Genomic DNA, 18,818 nt, shown 5'->3' with positions numbered 1-18,818 from the left:
TAACATTTTCACGTTGAAAAATAATAGCTGATCTTTCTGAATGGTCTTCCCGCAGTTCCCTTTTTAAGAATTAGATAATGCATTATGCGCATTAAAAAGTTTTTTTGCAATAATCGTCTGAACAATTAAAAACAGTCCGCCTGCCGCCCAATATAGCGGGAGTGCGGCCGGTGCCCCAAAAGAAACTACACCAATCATGATGGGGGAGATGAGTCCCATCACAGCCATTTGTTTTTTCTGATTTGGGTCCATGCCTATTTGTGAAACCTTAAATTGTATGAAATATACTGCCATAGCGATCAGTGCCATCAAAATATCAGCATCCCCAAGGTTAAACCACAAAAATGAATGTGACGCAATTTCCGGTGTCCTTCTGATTGCATAATAAAATCCGATCAGGATGGGAAATTGAATGATCATGGGTAAGCAGCCGATCGATGACATTGGATTGATCTGGTGTTTCTGATAAAGCTGCATCATTTCCTGCTGCATCTGCATGTTGGCATCTTTGTTGTTACTGTTCTTATACTTTTCCTTTAACTTGTCCATTTCAGGCTTCAGTAGTTTCATTTTTTCCTGCATGTCACGGCTGCCTTTCATTTGTTTGAGCATAAAAGGCATGAGCGTTATGCGTATTATGAATGTCATAACAATGATGGACAGGCCGTAATTGTCCCCGAACAGCGATGCCATATTTTTGATAAAATATGAGAATGGATCAATCAAATAATGGTCAGATAAGCCGAATGTTCCCCCGTCGGCCGCACATCCGGTCAAAAATATTAATAACGTAACCGCAATTAAGCTATATTTTCCCAAAAAAGTGAATACAGATTTTTGCTCCATTGTTGTCCTCCTCGTTTTAATCTGGTTTGTGTCAACGAGAAGGAGTGGCAGTCACTATCGTCATCAGGTGCATCCATGCGTTTGGTTGTATGTGTTATCCAATCATGAATATCACGGGAATCACCGAGTGTTTCGCACATTGGCATAAGCTTAAATTGCAGTGCGTGGTATTCCTTAATATATTCTTGGTTGCGTAGCGTGCTGTTGTTTAGATTGATATGCATTAATCGAAAAGTGCAAATGATGGACAGGACAATACCCAAATAAACATACATCGGGGATATCCCGGCAAACAAATCATACAGCAACTCAATCAGCATCTGTATTCACCTCCTTCATATGTCTGTTTACTGTGTTACGATTTTATACTAACATAGGTTTCATACAATAAATGGAAAATTTTAGAGTGACGCAGGCGGTATATTATTAAGCAAAAGGGAGTGATATCTATGGGAAGGAAAGTGGCATTGTCATTCAGTGGCGGCAAGGACAGCTGCCTGGCATTATACTATTTGCAGCAGCAGCGGATTGATGTGTGCTGCCTTCTTACGACGGTATGGAAAGAGAGTCTGGCTACTGTTGCCCATGACGAAAAGCGTGAGCGCATAATGAGGCAGGCGGAGCGGCTTGGAATTCCCATCCATTTTGTTGAAACAGATTTTGGTACATATACGGACGATTTTGTTTTTTATTTAAACGAATTGAAGTGGCATTATGGAATTGATGGGGCTGCATTCGGCGATATTTATCTGGAAGGTCACCGTGAATGGGGTGAGCAGGTGGCTGCAGCAGCAAGTATTGAAGCCATGTATCCATTGTGGTCGGAGCAGAGGGATGTTTCTGGTCTGCTGCATCAATTTGTATCGCTTGGTTTTCATGCAGAAGTGATCAAGGCCGATGTTGATAAGCTGCCCGATAAATGGGTTGGTCGGAGGATTGATGGCTCATTTGTTAAAGATATTATGATGTATAAGGATGTATGCCCAATGGGGGAGTCCGGCGAATATCATACGTATGTTTATGATGGGCCCATTTTTCGGACGGAATCAGCCAGACGGTAACAAGCTGCAAGGAAGGTGGAAAACACCATGAAAGTATTAGCTATAACAGGTTACAAACCAATGGAAATTAATATTTTCAAATCGGATGACGAACGGATTGCCTATATTAAAACAGCAATTGAAAAAAGGCTGATCGGATTTATTGAGTACGGACTTGAGTGGGTGCTTATATCCGGGAAAATGGGCGTCGAACTATGGACCGGTGAAGTTGTGCTGGATCTGCGGGAGAAGTATGGTCTTAAGCTTGCTGTTATCCCGCCGTTTGAAAATCAGGAGGAGCGCTGGCCGGAGCCTATCCGGCAAGTGTATCAGGAAATAGCAGCGATCGCCGATTTTTACAGGCCACTCTACAAAGGCGGCTATAGCGGACCGTATCAATACCAGGCTAACAACAAATGGCTGATTGATAAAAGTGACGGGTGTTTGCTGCTGTTGGACGAGGAATTTCCCGGCAGCAATCGTTATTTTTACCAGGAAGCTAAAGAGACGGAAGGCGGTTACTCGATCTATTTGATCACACCGGCAGATCTTGAGGATGTGGTGGAGGAAATGCGCATGATGGACCCAGAGTATTAGGAGTGAGCTCGACAAGTTCATATTGGCTGAAAATGTTGCTTCAGGAATGTCGGACTTTAACAGAAAAACGTCGAAATAAACATTTGGAATTGAATTTTAAAACTAAATAAGAGAGGTTGTGCTTCATTGTTTATCAAACCCCTTGTTATCCCCGGGCATATTCTGCGTGCACAGGCTTTGGACGGTGGGACATCAGACACTCATCCTTTCAAGGAAAAAATCAGTAATCGAACGGCAAATCTGCTTTCAGGATAGAAAGGCGAAAATACTATGAAATATCAACTTCAATTTCTTCCGGAAGATGACTTCTTTATTTTTCATTATGTCAGGCTCCTCGATCAATATGGGCATTTTCAAATGGATTTTCTGCTTTTATCCCGCTGTTTCCATCTCATTATGGAAGTTAAAAATATTCATTACAACATGCATTTTGGTATATGGGGCAGACTTACCGGATCATAAATGGCGATAGTGGAAGTATTCGGGAGCCCTGTTGAACAGACAAACCTCCAGTATAGAAGGTATCTCAGTTGGCTCCGCAAGCATGATTTCCCTCCTGTTCCCATTGAAAAAATAGTTGTCTACAGTCGCGGCGATACTTACTTGCGAAACATTACCAACGATAAAATTATTTCAGATATCGTTATGCATCGCGATAAAGTGCTTTCCAAAGTTGAACCATTTATGAAAAGACATCAATCCCCACGTTTCTCTGAAAATCAGTTAATGAAACTTTCCTATCAGCTACTTGAGGAACATGTAGCTGAAGAGGGCGATGGGATGGAAAAATTGAATATTGGATATAACGATTTAATCAAAGGCGTTATCTGTCCGGTGTTCAGTGCTGTTCCCATGGATTAGAAAAGCGGAAAATGGCGGTATTTTTCTTGCGGCTGCATTTCAAAAACAGGGCACCGAACTACATTGACAGACTATGCACTGTTGGTAAGTGAATAATATTAATAATCGGCAGCCGAGGGATTTTTTGCAGTTAGATAGAGCTTATATTGTTAAATATCTACTACAAAAAGAAAACTTCGAACAAATAGGTAGAAGCAGCGGGAGGAAATTAAGATTTATCTGGAAAATATGTTAAAATCCCGAAGTTGGGAGCAAAATTACCGAAGTTCACACAAGAAATCCCACAATGTCGACTTCAACAAAACCATAAAAAAGCAACTTGGCGTCATGCCAAGTTGCTTCCCTATACATCTTATATCGTTTTTGGTACCAGATTGAAGCAGCGTTTGTAAATCCATTGATAGTCTTTTTCAGTCAGATCGCGTGGGTTGCCGACTGTCTGCGGATCTTTCATCGCTTCTTTGGACAGGCGGTCGATCATTTCTGGTGAAACACCTTGTTCTTCCAGGCTCGGGATGTCCAGATCCTCTGCTAGCCGGTACAATTCTCGAACCGCCTCTTTGGCCGCTTCTTCGGTTGTCATATGGAATGTATCAACGCCCAGTGCTTGTGCGATGCGGGCAAATTTGTCCGGATGCCCTTTCCAGTTGTATTCAAGAACTGGTCCCATCATTGCTGCAACACATTGACCGTGTGCTACTGGGATGATACCGCCAAGTGTTTGGGACATCGCGTGTGCGGCACCGGCTGATTCACTCCCGTAAGACAATCCTGCGAGCATTGCTGCCTGTGCCATGCCATAACGTGCTTCCAGATCGCCGCCGTCAGCATATGCTCGGCGGATATATTTGCCGACATATTCCATAGCGAGCAATGCTACTGCATCGGTTACTGGCTGTGCGAAATGCATGGTGTAGCATTCGATTGCGTGTGCCAGTGCATCAATACCGGTCATGGCTGTGACATGTGGCGGCATGGATACATGCAGTTCCGGATCAAGAATCGTCAAATGTGCTGCAATTAATGGTCCGCCGGTATTGAATTTGAATTCACGCTCTTCGTCGGTGATAACCGCCCATTGTGTCACTTCAGAACCAGTTCCGGCAGTTGTCGGAATCGTCGTCAGTGGCGGAATACGGTTTTCCAGCGGTTTTTTGCCTTCAGCTGCTTCGTAGTCCAGCACACTGCCTTCGTGCGTCGCTTCAACGCCGATGCCTTTAGCAGTATCCATGGAACTTCCGCCGCCGACTGCTACAAGACCGTCACAGCCTTCCTTTTTGAAAACGCTGGATCCTTCACCAATCAGACGTACTGGTGGGTTTGGCTCAACTTTATTGAACACAACAACATCAACGCCAGCTTGTTTCAAGTGTTTTTCGACCGGTTCGGTAACGCCGGCTTTATAGATGCCCGGATCGGTAACGAGGAGCACCTTTGAGGCGCCAAGATTTTTAACTTCCTCGCCGATGTGTTTGATCGCTCCAATACCATGTTTGATGGCTGTTGGAATTTCAAATGTATGGAAATTGTGCATGTGTTCTACTTTCATGTTTAAACTCATCAATGATTCCTCCTGTATTTTAATTTTAAAGTGTGATGCAGGATCGCATGTAACCGTCCACAGAATCAGGACGGATCTGTTAATGTTTCGATGGGATGTTCTTTACCGGATAAATGTCTATTAAAACCAGTTAAGCGGTTCAGGATTCAGATTTTGAAAAATATGCTTGGTTTCCTGATATTCTTCCAGGCCTGGCTTGCCAAGTTCACGGCCAATGCCGGACTGTTTAAACCCGCCCCATGGTGCATGCGGAAAGTACAGGTTGAATTCGTTGATCCAGACAGTGCCCATCCGCATTTTGGCAACGCAGCGCTCTGCTTTGGCAATATCATTTGTGAAGACACCGCCGGAAAGGCCGTAAATTGAATCATTTGCGAGACGGACCGCTTCTTCCTCGGTCGTGAATGTTTCCACGGTAATGACCGGGCCGAATCCTTCGTTTTGCACAACGCTCATATCAGTCGTGCAATCCGTCAATACAGTTGGCAAATAGAAAAATCCGTTTTGCAGTTCCGGATCATCGGGACGCTCTCCGCCGACAGCGACTTTTGCGCCTTCTTTTTTACCGTTTTCTACATAATTCACAACTTTATTTAAATGTTCTTTAGAAATAAGCGGTCCCATTTGAGTTGATTCGTCAAAGCCGCTGCCGAGTCGGATGTTTTTAACACGGTCAACCAGCGCATCAACGAATTTGTCATGAATGCTTTTTTCCACAATCAGCCGTGTACCCGCTGAACAAATTTGTCCGGCATGGAAAAATACTGCGTTCATCGCTTGATCAACCGCTGTTTCAAAATCAGCATCGGCAAACACTACATTCGGATTTTTCCCGCCAAGTTCAAGTGCCAGTTTTTTCACATTGGAACTGGCTGCTTGCATGATCTTTTTACCTGTTTCAATGCCGCCCGTAAATGAAATGAGATCGACATCTTTATTTATGGATAGCTCTGCACCAACTGTATTACCAGGGCCAAGAACAAGATTTGCAGCACCTGCAGGAACACCTGCTTCTTCTATTAATTCAAATACTTTTATAGACGTAAGCGGTGTGATTTCACTTGGTTTCATTACAAGTGTATTGCCTGCTGCCAATGCCGGTGCCAATTTCCAGGATGCCTGCAGCAGCGGGTAGTTCCATGGTGTGATTTGTCCGCATACGCCAACGGGCTCACGGATTACCTTGCTGATTGAATTTGGAACCGGTGAGTCGATGATTTCGCCGCCGTCCTTGTCAGCCATTTCCGCGTAATATCGGAAAACACCAGCAATATCATCCATATCACCGCGGCTTTCCTCTACTGTTTTACCTGTGTCGAGTGATTCAAGCTCGGCCAATTCTTCTCTGTCCCTTTCAATAAAATCAGCTATTTTATGGACGATTTTCCCGCGTTCAGTAGCGGGGGTTGCTGGCCATTCGCCTTGATCAAAAGCTTTTCTTGCTGCAGCAATCGCTGTTTTTGCGTCGGATTCATCGCTTTCTGTAACCTTTGCAATTATTTCCTGATTGTAAGGATTCATAATGTCACGGACGGCATCAGTATTGGATGTCACCCATGTTCCATTTATAAACTGTTTTTTGATGTCCAACGGTAAACCTCCTTTTATTATTAATTTTGTTAAAAAGTTATTTAACGTTTTGAACAAATCAAATTTACCACGTCTATTTCTATCTGTCAAAGTAAAAATGATATGATGCTAAAATGGCGGATAAATATTAGATTGCTGTTGTTATTTGACATATTTTTAATATACGTTATGATTAAGTTTGTAAAGAATATATTTAACGTATTAAATTTATTTAAAGTGAGGTGAAGGCATGGCCGATTCACATAATGAAATGGCAAAAGAGAAGATTGCCAATGCAAAAGATTATGTTATTGATGCCATTGCGGAAACGATGGATGTATATGGCGTAACACCCGCAGCCGGTAAACTGTATGCCACCATGTATTTCCAGGATCAGATGAATCTTGATGAAATGCGTGAGGAACTTGGCATGAGCAAACCGAGTATGAGCACAAGTGTACGGAAACTGCAGGAGATCGAGATGGTTAAAAAGAAATTTCAGCGTGGTTCCCGGAAACATACGTATGCAGCTGAAAAGAATTTCTTCCACTCATTTATGTCCTATTTTTGTCAGATGTGGGATCGTGAAGCAAAAATGAACATGGAAGCTATTAAGTATGCCGAATTTGAATTGGATCAAATTTTTGAGGATGAAAATGTTTCACCGGAATTAGCGGAGGAAGCACGGAAAATCTATGACCAGCTTGACCAGTCCAAGAATTACTATCGCTGGCTGGAGCGGTTGGTCGCAAGTATACGATCAGAGGAAATTTTTGAGTTTTTACCAAAATATCCAGAAGAATAATCATAATGAGGAGAGGATTATACATCTATGAATTTCGTGAAAAATAAACTTTTTCTAATTGGACTAGCATTAGTCGTTATTTTAGCAGCGTGTGGAGATGATTCCGATTCTGAATCAGAAGACGCCAATTCCGGAGATGGCTCATCGGAAGAGAAAGGTACAATTGAGATGGCACAAATTAACTGGGCTGAAAATATTGCAGTTTCAAATATGTGGAAAGTAATTCTGGAAGATAAAGGGTACAATGTGAATTTGAATCTGCTTGATATGGGTACCATAATGAAAGCATTGGCAGAAGATGAACTGGATATTAACCTGGAAGTATGGTTGCCTATTCAGGATAAGAATTATCTCGAAGAATATGAGGGTCAAGTTTTCTTTTCAGATGAGACTTGGTATGACAACGCAAAAGTTGGTCTTGTTGTACCGACATACCTGGAAGACATCAACAGTATTGAAGATTTGAATGCGAATAAGGAAATGTTCGAAGGCGAGATTACCGGTTTTGACCCGGGCGCAGGGACAATGGAAGTGACAGAAGAATTGATCCAGGAATATGACCTTGAGTATGAACTGCTTCCAAGTTCCGAACCGGCCATGATTGAGGAAATCGATCAAGCCATCCAGAATGAAGAGCCGATTGTTTCACCACTCTGGAGTCCGCATCGGGTATTTTCAGAATTCGATTTGAAATATCTTGAAGACCCGGAAAATGTATATGGTGAGGTTGAAAAAATTCACCATGCGACACGTCAAGGTTTTGCCGATGATTTTCCAAAAGTGAGCGAATGGATGAAGAACTGGAAAATGGACGACGAATCGATTGGTCAATTGATGAGCTACGTAAATGAAGCTGAAGAGCCAATTGATGGTGCAGAAAAGTGGGTTGAAGAAAACCAGGATCTGATTGATGAGTGGGTAACGGAATAATGATGATATGCTAAAGTGTAAAAAGGAAGCCCCTAATATCGGCTTCCTTTTTCTTATCACTTTAACAATCTACGGGTTCCACAAATAATCGAGCATCTCATCTTGGAACAGGTTGGTATCAATGTTGCACTGTTCGGATTCGAGCCCATATTGCCATCCGTACACCATAGCATTATCCGGTCCTTGCGGGTTATATTCGGGAGCATTATCTTTTGCTGTGACTTCATTTTGCGGGTATGCTGTCCATACGACGGTGTTTTCCCGCAATTCTTCATCGGCTGCTTTATAGGCTTCGATCAGTGCGCTTCCTTCATCAAAGACACCATATAGAGCGGGTTCATAAGCAGATTCGGAAAGTGTATCATACCAGCCTTTCATAAAGGCAGTATCTACTGGGAAATTTGGCTCGATATCACCAAATATGGCCACTCCATCAGGAATACCTAAATCCTCTGCATATTCAATGGCTTGTTCAGCTTCCTCGACACCATGGTCATAGCCTGTTGCATCGTTGAAATGGTTGTAAATGACTAATAGCCGAACATCGTTGTCATGCAGATTATTTATTTCGTCTGAATCCAATCCAACTGACACATTCTCTTTATCACCAAGATATCGTCCCCACACTTCCGGCTCGCCGAAGTTATCATGGACACATTGATATAGATTATTATCTGTATTGCTGGCAGAGTCGACACCCCAGTAGATGTTCTGATTATTTTTACCGTTCTGATCGCTTGCTGGCTGATCGGATAAGCTGGTTAATAAAAAAGCCAAGATTAATGGTGCTGCAATCAAAAGACCTAATCCGATCAGATAATAAATTTGCGATCTGCTCACATAATCCCTCCCTTCAAGCCTTATTGCAGTGTATTGATGGAAGGGAGAATATGATTAGGCTGGGGACATGACTGCAGTGAAAAAAGGCGCATATACAGGTGACATTGAGGTTGGTCGTGTGGTTCAATTTCTTAAAATCTTTCTTCTTATGTCAACCTTTGTTAAACTAAAGAATAGGTAGTATAACGTTTGAATCAACGAAAGCTTTTTGCTGGGAACTGGCAGAAAGCTCATTTTTCGGCAGATTATACGATTGTGACATCAACGGAAAGGAAGTGATCTTCATGCGGTTAATACGTGCTGGCATACATTTTTATCTGATAGGTCTTATCATCCTAACGCTTGGAATTGCATTAACCATCCAATCGACATTGGGTGCCTCGCCGTTTGATGCACTTCTGGTCGGGCTGCATCGGACATTTGGGCTGACGGTTGGCAGTTTCGAAATCATCGTTGGATTGACGATGGTTCTCGGTAACGCCCTGGCAGAGAAAAAAAAGCCGGAGTTTTTTGCTCTGATTACGTCATTTGTGACTGGAATTGGTATTGATACATGGCTATTTTTGCTTGGTGATATGGTGACGCCCGTCACATGGTATGGTGAATGGGCAGCGCTTCTGCTGGGGACGATTTTAATGGCACTCGGTGTGGCCTTTTATTTACAGTCAAAAATCGCTCCAAACCCGATGGATCGCTCCATGCTGGTTGTATCAAGCCTGACTGGGTGGGGTGTTTCTTATTCACGCGCGGCCATTAGTGTGGTGCTTGTCATTCTGGCATTTAGCTTCGGTGGCGCAGTCGGCATTGGAACTTTGATCAACGCACTATTTTCCGGTGTCGTCATCAGTTTCTTTTTGCCGTATGTGAAGATGCTCAAAAATGGGTTCCACAAGCATGGTGAGGATCTGGTTTCCTGATGGTTTTTTTTTCCGGTAAAATCGCGCGCTTTAATCGTCTGGTATAGATTCTTTTTCCTCATCAAAAGCTATGCGTGAAATCGAAAAGGAGGAAATGGAATATGGGTGGAAAACCTAAAGGACCCAAGCAGCAGGAAAAACCGAATTTGCCAAAAAGCCCGCAACAGCCATACGGCGAACCGATACAGGGCTCCCACAAAGTAAAGCAGCGGAATCATTCGCGTCAAAAACAGAACCCTCATCATGATATGTAAAATGGTACACAGAATAGCACGCAGTCTGTTTGTGTGCTATTTTTTGTATGGGGTAGAGTGGTGGCATTGGAAAAGCTCGTTTTAATGGTGATCACGGCTTGACTATAGCACGCTTTTGCCATGCATAAGCAGAATATACACCTTCATATCGGTTGAAAAGCAGTCTTTGGCAAATCATGACTTGGCCGAGTGCGATTTTATAATGAGCGATGTTGCAGACGATCCACCCCCGCCGGAAGCACGTGACATCCAATTGCATAGCAAATTCATTTGCAAATTTGAGTCTCCGATTGTGATAACCATATGCTTTATATGAAGAAAGCAGACCCGAAACGTTTGAAGGAAGAAACGTTTCAGGTTTTTCTTAATGAGGAGCAGGAACTCCGGTTATGGGTAACGAGTATATCGTTCACGACGATTCATGGGGAGGGGATTTTTTTGCTGGGCGTTCATAAAGGGCAGGTTAAAATTGCTGGACATTCTACTCAATGGAAGGATCTGTTTTTGGAGGAAAAACAGCTGCTTTTAGAAATGATTGGCGAATCCGTGGTGGATATTCAGCACGCCATCAAAAACATATCCGCGAAACCGATCATTGATATGTTAGTCGGCATGAAGTCACTGGAAGACGTGGATTTATTTGACCGGAAACGGCTGGCCGAAGAAGACATCTACCGCTTGAAAGTAGTTCTTGACGGCAAAGTGGTTTTTGCGAAATTTTCGGATCTGAAAAACCTGACCAAAACACACATCATCCATGTCGTTGAATATAAGGGTGACTGGTGGAATCAGCATCTGTTTTCCCTTGATTTTTCAAATGAAAATCCGGATGCTGTCAGGGAGTATGAGGCACTGAAAATAGAGCTGGCGAATTAATACGCAAATGATGAGCAGACTTATACGGATCTGAAGAAGCGATTTGTTGATAAGATACTGGCAAAGAGAAAGGCTGAGCGATGAAGGATTTTCCGGTGCTGCTGACCAGACTGCTTGAGTTGACCACCCCCATAATATCTGGTCACCTCATCAAAGCCTGAAGCGCGTTGAAGATGCTTCGACTCATTCCGCGTTGTTTTCAAGCATGGAATGGGTATTAGCTAGGGAATTTTTCTAAAAGATATGGAGACTTTTGCTGGAACGGTCGGACTGAACAAATGCGCTATAGATACTGGCAAAATCGCTATAGATTTCAGCGCGGCGCTATAGATAAGGTGAAAACCGCTGTAGAATGAGCAGGAATCGCTATAGTTTGGGTGAGAATCGCTATAGATTAAAGCCAAATCGCTGTAGTTTCACAGTGAGTTAGCTTTTTTAAAATTTTTTAATCTCATGCAGGATTTAAGCAGCACAACAGAGAATATATATAAAACAGAAAGGAAGTGATTCATGATTGCAATCTTCATTAGTTGTTAAACCTCGTGATGTTCCTATTGAAGTACTAAAAGCTGAAGCATTGAGCAGACGTTTGGCTGGACACCATTATATGAAAAAGGAAGTCAATCAGAAGGCAAAAAACCTCCGGGCAGGACTTAATGGTGAAGAGTCCCTGGATTTTATACTAAGTTTCATCCAAGACGATTCCTGCCGTATCCTTCACAATCTGCGCATCCGCGACTACAGCGAATACTTCCAGATCGATAATCTGATCCTCTCTCCTAAGTTTATTCTCATTAATGAAGTAAAAAATATAGCCGGTACTGTTATGTATGATACATTTGGTCAGGCAATCCGCATCTCAAAAAATGGAGAGGAAGAGAATCTCGGGAATCATATCGAGCAGGTGAATCTGCAGCATTTACGTTTACTAAACTGGATGCGGCAGTATAATTTTCCTGCAATTCCGATAGAAAAACTTGTTATTTACAGCAGCTCTTCCACCATTATAAAAAATCCAGGTAACAACAAGACGGTAGACAAAACGGTCATTCACAAAGAGGAGCTGTTAACCAAAATAAGTGAGCTTTCAAAAAAACATAAATCAGCCGTCTTTTCAGAAGAGCACCTAAATCAATTATCTGCTCATTTAATCGACGCACATACACCAAAGAAGATTGATATTATGGAAAATTTTAGTGTGGATCGCAAGGAACTATTATGTGGTGTCTTTTGTCCAGGGTGTGGTGCGCTGCCAATGGCACGAATAAAGGGGGGGTGGATATGCCCCAAGTGTCAATTAAAATCAAAGAATGCACACATACCAGCACTCCAGCATTATAATTTATTATTTGGCAATAAAATCAATAACCGTGAGGCCCGGGAGTTTTTGAAAGTGGACTCTTCACATGTGATTAAGCGGATTTTTCGAAAAGAAGCCTTTGAGTCTACAGGCAATACCACAAAACGAGTTTATTGTTTACCTTTTTACTGATATTGGATTTTGAGCACTATAGATAAATGGAAAATCGCTGTAGATTTCAGCGCGGCGCTATAGATAAGTGGAAAATCGCTGTAGAATGAGCAGGAATCGTATTATAGTTTGGGTGAGAATCGCTATAGATTAAAGCCAAACCGCTATAGACTAGCGGCGAGTCACAAGTAGCCCAGGCACGTACAACATGAAGCGGGCTTGTTCTGTATCATCACAGAAATACCTCGTAAATGCTTGAATATACAAATTTAAATTTCGGGTTGTTCTTTCAAATCAACAACCCGATTGCTCCTTTGTTCAACAGCCTTTTCTACTTCGCTTATTTGCAACCGAATCCATTGTGTTCTTTTAAAAGTCAAAAGATGAAGCAACTTTAACAAATAAGATCGAACTTGGATCCTCTGTCCACTACTTCATTACGGACGATAAACCTCATAGCGACCACTCCGTTACATTATTCTATCCCGTTAGTTCCCTCACCGACTGTTCCGATAAAGGTCGCTGTCATGAATATCCAAAATTTAATGTGTCCTCTACGTGAGTTTATTGCCTTCATCGATGTTTTTCCTTATGTACAGACAGCCCGATGAACCATGACAAAAAAATACGTTGATAAAATAATTCCATCCAAAGGAAGTTAACATAAGATGCTGTGACCTTTACTTCATATAAATAAATTCAGGGCATATTCCATCCCAAAACTCTGTTATAATGAATCCAGGATTTATATTGAGGGGGAAAACGATGGAAAGCCAATCAATCAAACTGACGAATCTTACAAAATCATACAGAAGACAAGAAGCTGTTAAAAGTTTAAATCTTGAAGTGAAAAAGGGAGAATTATTCGGTTTTCTTGGGCCGAATGGTGCCGGAAAAACAACTACGATTAAAATGCTCACCGGGCTGTTGAAGCCAACAAGCGGGTCCGCTGAGATTAATGGCATTAACATATGGCAACATCCGCTCAAAGCAAAAGAGAAAATTGCTTACGTACCTGATCAGCCCAATCTTTATCCGAAATTGACCGGGTGGGATTATCTTGAGTTTGTTGCATCTGTTTTCCGGATTCCTAAAGAACGGTTCCAAACGAAGGCAAATGAACTGCTGCGGGTTTTCAGTCTGACTGAGCAGGCAAATGACTTAATTGAAAGCTATTCTCACGGGATGAAACAGAAAATTGCCATTTGTGGTGCACTGATACATGAACCGGATGTGTTGTTTATGGATGAGCCGACAGTCGGACTTGATCCGAAAAGTGCACGCAGTCTGAAGAATTTGCTTCGTGAGCTTTGCGATAGGGGGATGACAGTGTTTTTGTCAACCCATATTCTTGAAATCGCCGAGCAGATGTGTGACGGGGTCGGGATTATTTTCGAAGGCGATATCATTGCACTCGGAACCATGGATGAGTTGAAGGCGAGCGGTGGTCACGCTGATCAAAGTCTGGAAGATATTTTCCTTGAGTTGACCGGTGGCGAGGATCAGCAGGCGATTATCAGTGAAATTTCCGATGATGGTGATGCCAAATGATGAGCGCACTTCTGAAAAATCAGTGGAAAATATTCATGAATACTATGAAATCACAGCCTGGTAAAAATTATTTCGGCTATCTGGCCATGATTGCGGTATTTGCCATTCTGCTATACTGGTTTTCAGCAGGAATCTGGACTATTGCAGATGCTGTTACAGAGCAGGTGTTTGCGGGAATATTGTCATACGGATTTTTATTAGTCATTGGATTTATCATTCTGCTTGGGTTACCGCAAGTATTTAAACATCTGTACTCCGCGACAGATTTGAATTTGTTGTTTACCATGCCGATTCCAACAAGATATATTTTCTGGGTCAAATATTTGCAGAGCTTCGTTGGGGTCCCTTTATTGGTTTTTGTCCTATATGTCGTGCCATTGTTTGTTTATGGGGCATTCATCGATGCGAACGTACTGTATTACCCGGTCGTACTCCTTGTGCTATTGTCTGTCATTGTGATCAGTTTATCGATTGCCTATTTGTTTAACCTGCTTTTAGTGCAGATAGTTCCGGCAAGTAAGGCAAATGAGTTCATGACCGTCATGAGCGTGTTATCCGGTATATTTGTTTATTTATTGTTTATGCTTCCCAACCTGGCAAACGATCGCCCGTTACCCGAAATGATATTGTCCGGTCTGCCGCTCTTTCCTGAATGGGTGCCGCTTACATGGGCGAGTGAAGCCATTATAGGCGCCAGATTCGGTTCTATGGATTTTCTGCTGCCGTTTATCATGACGCTGATACTGGCGGTTATTTTCTTTACCCTGACATCAACACTGGTTGAAAGAGGCTTCCGAACGGGTTGGGTGAAATTAAGTGAAGGCAGCGGGAAAAAGCGGAAGAAAGGTGCCGCGAAAAAGTCCGGGTCAAAACTGAATGCTCCCATTATCGCCGTCGGAAAAAAAGAATGGTATGCCATCAAACGTGATATGCGCGAATGGCTCGTGTTCCTGCCGCTAATATTCTTTTTTGTATTCGGCTTTATCGGGTTTCTTTCAAGCGGTGGCGGCTTGAGTGATCTACGTGGACCAAATGAGGTTACCTGGCCGATTACGCAGGCAATTCTTTTGTTTATCTATGCGATGTTTAACGGGCAGGTTGCCAGCTCGACCATTGCCAGGGAGGCGAAATCAGTCTGGATATTACGGATTTTGCCGCTATCCGGGAAAGATATCGCATTCGGCAAGCTGTGGATCAGCTGGCTTATTCCTTTTGTGATTTTAACAGTGATTGAAGTTGCAGTTGGTATATTCTTAGGATGGCCACTGATTCAATTCGTGACCGGGATTGTCATGAAAGCCGTTGTTACGGCTGGCATCAGCAGTATTGGTATGTGGCTCGGTACTATCGGGGCGAAATATAATCCGGCTAATCCGCAGAACCGGCTGAAATTCGGAACAGCATTCATGCTTATGATTGCTTCATATGTGTATTTGCTCGTTGCGCTAATCCCCTTTGTCATGCTGCTTATACCGGTTGAGGCAATCGATTTTGCCCAGCAGCTCAATCAGGATATTGACGGGTTCTTTGGATCTGCGGCTGGATTTATTTACACCGTATTAAATTGGAAAGCAGCAAGCCCGGTCATGATAACAGTAGCTGGGATTTTATTGATGCTCATCATTTCATTGGGTGTATCGTACCTCTTTACAATGATGAGTGCGCGAAAAATTGATCAAGGAATTGAAATTGAAATGGTGCAGGATGTGAAATCAAAGCCAGCATTAGGCAGGAAACACGGCAGTTTTTAATAGGGTGAAAAAAGGCTGGAACATAACTAAAGTAAGGAGTTTAATACACCACCAATAGTTCGCATTTGGCGGAGAAATATACTTAGATCCCAGCGGAAGGAAAAGCCTGGGTGGGACCCCGCAGTGCGCATGCACGTGGAGGCTCACCATCCGCATGCGGAAAGCGATGAGCGAAACATCCACCGATTAAACTGCGAGTTGCGGGGAGTGCTGCTTCCCCGAAATCTCATTCAACACGACAAGCACCAAGTATATTCCGAAGCGGAGTATACCTTGCTTTGTTCGGATTTTTGTTTTATAAACGTTCTTTTGTCTTAGCTTTTTCACACCGAATTTTGAATATTTTGTGGTAATATGGAGGTAATGAAGGGGTTCAGGAAAAGGAATTGGAAAAAGACTTGTCAAGCCTGTCGTTAAAGAACTTGTCAGGGAAGGATTCAATTCCATGCTCGTATGGGTTTTGAAAGATAACGACGCCAATTATTTTTATGAAAAACTTGGCGGTCAAAAACTCGATACAACGGATTTTACAATTGTGGGTGCAAATCTGAACGAAACAGCATATGGCTGGCCAGATATCACCGTATTAACGAAAGAGGTGTCAGATGATTTTTAAAGCATTCGGGACGATAGTATTTGTTGAAAATTATGATGCATGCATTGATTTTTACAAGAATACGTTAAGGCTGGAAGTCAGGAATGAAAAAGAAAATCTGGTGACATTTCATGTTTCCGGTAGCTATTTGATGGTTGAAAAGGGTGGAATTGGTTCAAAACACGAGAAGAGTCGAGAACAAAATCCGACTGTGTTGAGGTTTGATGTAAAATTCCTTGATGAAGCAGTTGCCATACTGGACAAACGCGGTGTGTATTTTGTCGATAAACGTCTGGCATTTGATTGGGGTACGATAGCGGTTTTACTGGACCCCGATGGAAATCGAATTGAATTAGGTGAAATAAATGAAACGAGCGGTTCATACTGAAAGGCGTGATGACATGAAATTTAACGACTTTACTGCAGCACAAATCAGAATTGCCCGGCCGACCGACAAATTTGATGACGTGATTGATTTTTATGAGCGAGGACTGGGATTACAGCGGTTAACAGATTTTACGAATCCTGATGGTTATACAGGTGTGATCCTGGGAATGCCGAATGCTGCTTATCACTTGGAATTCACAAAACATGCAAACGGAAGCCCGTGTCCTGCCCCGACAGAAGACAATTTGCTCGTTTTCTATATCCCGAATAAAAATGAGATAGATGTAGTTGGAAGTCGATTGCATGAGATGGGGTATCCGGAAGTCTCGCCGGAAAATGACTATTGGAAAGAAAAAGGTATCACGATTGAAGATCCGGACGGTTGGCGGATAGTGCTGATGAATACAAACGGAATTTGAAGAGCATTCTGGCAAGCTGCGGTTATGACTTTTTAAAAACTATATTGACAATTATCATGATGCTCCGGGGATTAGAGCTTGTCGTTCTCCATCAAGAAGTCATTTGCACTTTCAGAAGCACTGTAAAGGTTGAGCATGGTTATTGGGAGAAGTTTGAGAATGGGAGGTAACATCCATAGATGGAGTCGGAACTTTTTTGGTCGTATTGTGTGTCATAATGATCCCCCTATAAGGCACTAGTCATTGATTATCGTATAATCGTCTTTCAAAACGCAGCAATGTCCGCTCCCATTCATCATCCTTTTTCATGAAATATTAAAAAATGATACGCAAATGAAAGATGAAAACAGGGACCAATGTTTTAATTCTTTCAGCAAACAAAGAGACTTCAAGCTGAAGAGATTTTTTACATGACCTAGGTATTAAAAATTTTTTATGATGAGCGCTTTCGTGAACTGGAATCTTTTTGTAAGGGATTGATTATATGTACAACAAATTTTATATTGATTTAAGTCATTCTATTGAAAATGGAATGATAACTTATAGGGCTTCCTGTTCCGATTATATGTGACTATTTAAGTAGAAAAGAATCCCGGAGTCATTATGAAAAGGGTACTGAATTTCATATTGGAAAAATAGAAATGGTCTCCAATACAGGAACTTATATCGATGTCCCCTTCCATAGGTACGAAAACGCAAAAAGATTTATCTGAAGTATCGATTGATCAAATAGCAGGTTTAGAAGGAATAATTGTGAATGTTAATGAAGAAACCAAAAAAATAAGTGAGAGAGCCTTTTATGGCCTGGAGTTGGAAGGGAAAGCTGTCATAATCAATACTGGCTGGGATCGAACTGGAATACGGATCAAGATTTTGAGGACCATCCATATTTAACAGAAAAGGCTGCAAGATATTTAACAAAACATAATGCAGCGCTCGTAGGGATTGATTCAGTCAACATCGATGATACGTCAGGGGATTCCCGACCAGTACACACAATACTATTAGGAAATGAAATACCAATAGTGGAACATTTATGTAATTTAAAGGAAATTCCAAATGAGCAGTTTTGGTTTTATGCTATTCCCCCGAAAATAAAAGAATTTGGAACCTTTCCAGTCAGAGCTTTCGCGGAGATCATAAAGTAAGGGATTTTAAACAGGTGACCAGAGGAATTGTGCTTTTTCATGTTGGCTGGCCTGGATAATGGTTAGTCTATTGCTCAAAGTGCTGAGGTGGAGCAGGAATGATGTCCAAATGGTTGGAACTGCCGGAATCTGTTTAGATAACCAGCAGCTGATTTTGATGATGAAGAGAAAAAAGTGAACGAGACGACTTGATAGAATTCACTAATTTATCAAACTGGAATGAAAGGTTATCAGTTAAAGATTCATTCATTTTGGAGATGAAATAAATAAAGACTGGTTCCTGGATTGCTGTATTTATAGCAATTGCTGTTGCATTAGGTTATTTGGCGGCTGCAGGAAGAAAAACTCAAAGTGACCGGAAGCACTGTAAACCGCCAAAATATCATCACGTGAAGCGCTA

At 42.2% G+C, this 18,818-nt stretch carries 20 protein-coding genes and 1 pseudogene; 16 read left to right on the top strand and 5 right to left on the bottom strand.

The window, feature by feature from the left end; all coding sequences use genetic code 11:
* Positions 1-63: 63 nt before the first annotated feature.
* Together yidC and BM195_RS14530 are read right to left on the bottom strand one after the other, a co-directional pair.
* Positions 64-846 (bottom strand): membrane protein insertase YidC, encoded by a 783-nt coding sequence (gene yidC / locus BM195_RS14535; protein ID WP_090240093.1) that lies wholly within the window; start codon positions 844-846, stop codon positions 64-66.
* The gene (locus BM195_RS14530; protein WP_090240091.1) at positions 801-1,166 is read right to left on the bottom strand and encodes a hypothetical protein; all 366 of its coding nucleotides are present in this window, start codon (positions 1,164-1,166) and stop codon (positions 801-803) included. Before BM195_RS14530 ends, yidC begins: the two co-directional genes overlap by 46 nt.
* A 129-nt stretch (positions 1,167-1,295) precedes the next feature.
* Between BM195_RS14530 and BM195_RS14525 the strand changes: the two genes are divergently transcribed.
* The 4 genes and pseudogenes from BM195_RS14525 (at position 1,296) to BM195_RS14510 (ending at position 3,344) form a co-directional block, all read left to right on the top strand.
* A complete protein-coding gene (locus BM195_RS14525; RefSeq protein ID WP_090240088.1) occupies positions 1,296-1,907 on the top strand; it encodes a Dph6-related ATP pyrophosphatase in 612 nt (203 codons plus the stop codon).
* Between the two features lie 27 nt (positions 1,908-1,934).
* Positions 1,935-2,483 carry an SLOG family protein gene (locus BM195_RS14520; protein WP_090240085.1) on the top strand — a complete coding sequence of 183 codons (549 nt, stop codon included), beginning with the start codon at positions 1,935-1,937 and terminating at the stop codon, positions 2,481-2,483.
* 267 nt (positions 2,484-2,750) lie between these two features.
* Positions 2,751-2,945 (top strand): annotated as a pseudogene (locus BM195_RS14515) (nuclease-related domain-containing protein); the annotation flags it as partial.
* Positions 2,946-3,344, top strand: coding sequence for a hypothetical protein (locus BM195_RS14510; protein ID WP_090240080.1), 399 nt, complete (start codon positions 2,946-2,948; stop codon positions 3,342-3,344).
* A 352-nt stretch (positions 3,345-3,696) separates the two neighbouring features.
* On the opposite strand, the gene BM195_RS14505 is transcribed toward BM195_RS14510, so the two are convergent.
* Positions 3,697-4,905, bottom strand: coding sequence for a choline dehydrogenase (locus BM195_RS14505; protein WP_090240078.1), 1,209 nt, complete (start codon positions 4,903-4,905; stop codon positions 3,697-3,699).
* Between the two features lie 120 nt (positions 4,906-5,025).
* Positions 5,026-6,495 carry a betaine-aldehyde dehydrogenase gene (gene betB / locus BM195_RS14500; protein ID WP_090240076.1) on the bottom strand — a complete coding sequence of 490 codons (1,470 nt, stop codon included), beginning with the start codon at positions 6,493-6,495 and terminating at the stop codon, positions 5,026-5,028.
* 229 nt (positions 6,496-6,724) lie between these two features.
* On the opposite strand from betB, the gene cudC reads away from it, so the two are divergent.
* Together cudC and BM195_RS14490 are read left to right on the top strand one after the other, a co-directional pair.
* Positions 6,725-7,279 carry a choline uptake/conversion transcriptional regulator CudC gene (gene cudC / locus BM195_RS14495; RefSeq protein WP_090240073.1) on the top strand — a complete coding sequence of 185 codons (555 nt, stop codon included), beginning with the start codon at positions 6,725-6,727 and terminating at the stop codon, positions 7,277-7,279.
* Positions 7,280-7,306: 27 nt separating this feature from the next.
* Positions 7,307-8,209, top strand: coding sequence for a glycine betaine ABC transporter substrate-binding protein (locus BM195_RS14490; protein ID WP_090240070.1), 903 nt, complete (start codon positions 7,307-7,309; stop codon positions 8,207-8,209).
* 69 nt (positions 8,210-8,278) lie between these two features.
* Here the strand turns inward: BM195_RS14490 and BM195_RS14485 are convergent, their stop codons facing one another.
* The gene (locus BM195_RS14485; RefSeq protein ID WP_090240067.1) at positions 8,279-9,049 is read right to left on the bottom strand and encodes a glycoside hydrolase domain-containing protein; all 771 of its coding nucleotides are present in this window, start codon (positions 9,047-9,049) and stop codon (positions 8,279-8,281) included.
* Between the two features lie 284 nt (positions 9,050-9,333).
* On the opposite strand from BM195_RS14485, the gene BM195_RS14480 reads away from it, so the two are divergent.
* The 10 genes from BM195_RS14480 to BM195_RS18670 all read left to right on the top strand — a co-directional run bounded on the left by BM195_RS14480 (position 9,334) and on the right by BM195_RS18670 (position 18,164).
* Complete coding sequence (locus tag BM195_RS14480) at positions 9,334-9,966, top strand: YczE/YyaS/YitT family protein (protein WP_090240064.1); 633 nt, start codon at positions 9,334-9,336, stop codon at positions 9,964-9,966.
* Positions 9,967-10,067: 101 nt separating this feature from the next.
* A complete protein-coding gene (locus BM195_RS14475; RefSeq protein ID WP_090240062.1) occupies positions 10,068-10,220 on the top strand; it encodes a small acid-soluble spore protein P in 153 nt (50 codons plus the stop codon).
* A gap of 303 nt (positions 10,221-10,523) precedes the next feature.
* Entirely contained in the window at positions 10,524-11,096 is a 573-nt protein-coding gene (locus BM195_RS14470; RefSeq protein ID WP_244535775.1) for a GrpB family protein, read from the top strand.
* Between the two features lie 514 nt (positions 11,097-11,610).
* Positions 11,611-12,588 carry an NERD domain-containing protein gene (locus BM195_RS14465; RefSeq protein WP_090240059.1) on the top strand — a complete coding sequence of 326 codons (978 nt, stop codon included), beginning with the start codon at positions 11,611-11,613 and terminating at the stop codon, positions 12,586-12,588.
* Positions 12,589-13,332: 744 nt separating this feature from the next.
* Positions 13,333-14,118, top strand: coding sequence for an ABC transporter ATP-binding protein (locus BM195_RS14460; protein ID WP_090240057.1), 786 nt, complete (start codon positions 13,333-13,335; stop codon positions 14,116-14,118).
* 35 nt (positions 14,119-14,153) lie between these two features.
* A complete protein-coding gene (locus BM195_RS14455) occupies positions 14,154-15,869 on the top strand; it encodes a putative ABC transporter permease subunit (RefSeq protein ID WP_170848274.1) in 1,716 nt (571 codons plus the stop codon).
* Between the two features lie 385 nt (positions 15,870-16,254).
* Positions 16,255-16,485 (top strand): GNAT family N-acetyltransferase, encoded by a 231-nt coding sequence (locus BM195_RS14450; RefSeq protein ID WP_090240051.1) that lies wholly within the window; start codon positions 16,255-16,257, stop codon positions 16,483-16,485.
* Positions 16,475-16,852 carry a VOC family protein gene (locus BM195_RS14445; RefSeq protein ID WP_090240048.1) on the top strand — a complete coding sequence of 126 codons (378 nt, stop codon included), beginning with the start codon at positions 16,475-16,477 and terminating at the stop codon, positions 16,850-16,852. Before BM195_RS14450 ends, BM195_RS14445 begins: the two co-directional genes overlap by 11 nt.
* Before the next feature lie 13 nt (positions 16,853-16,865).
* Positions 16,866-17,270 carry a VOC family protein gene (locus tag BM195_RS14440; protein WP_090240175.1) on the top strand — a complete coding sequence of 135 codons (405 nt, stop codon included), beginning with the start codon at positions 16,866-16,868 and terminating at the stop codon, positions 17,268-17,270.
* Positions 17,271-17,939: 669 nt separating this feature from the next.
* On the top strand, positions 17,940-18,164 hold the full coding sequence (locus tag BM195_RS18670; protein WP_244535774.1) for a hypothetical protein: 225 nt from the start codon (positions 17,940-17,942) through the stop codon (positions 18,162-18,164).
* Positions 18,165-18,818 lie beyond the last annotated feature (654 nt).

It is taken from the genome of Lentibacillus halodurans (assembly GCF_900112045.1).
Lineage (GTDB): Bacteria > Bacillota > Bacilli > Bacillales > Amphibacillaceae > Lentibacillus > Lentibacillus halodurans.
Note: the sequence above shows the minus strand (reverse complement) of the source record. Positions and strands in the feature narration are given on the sequence as shown.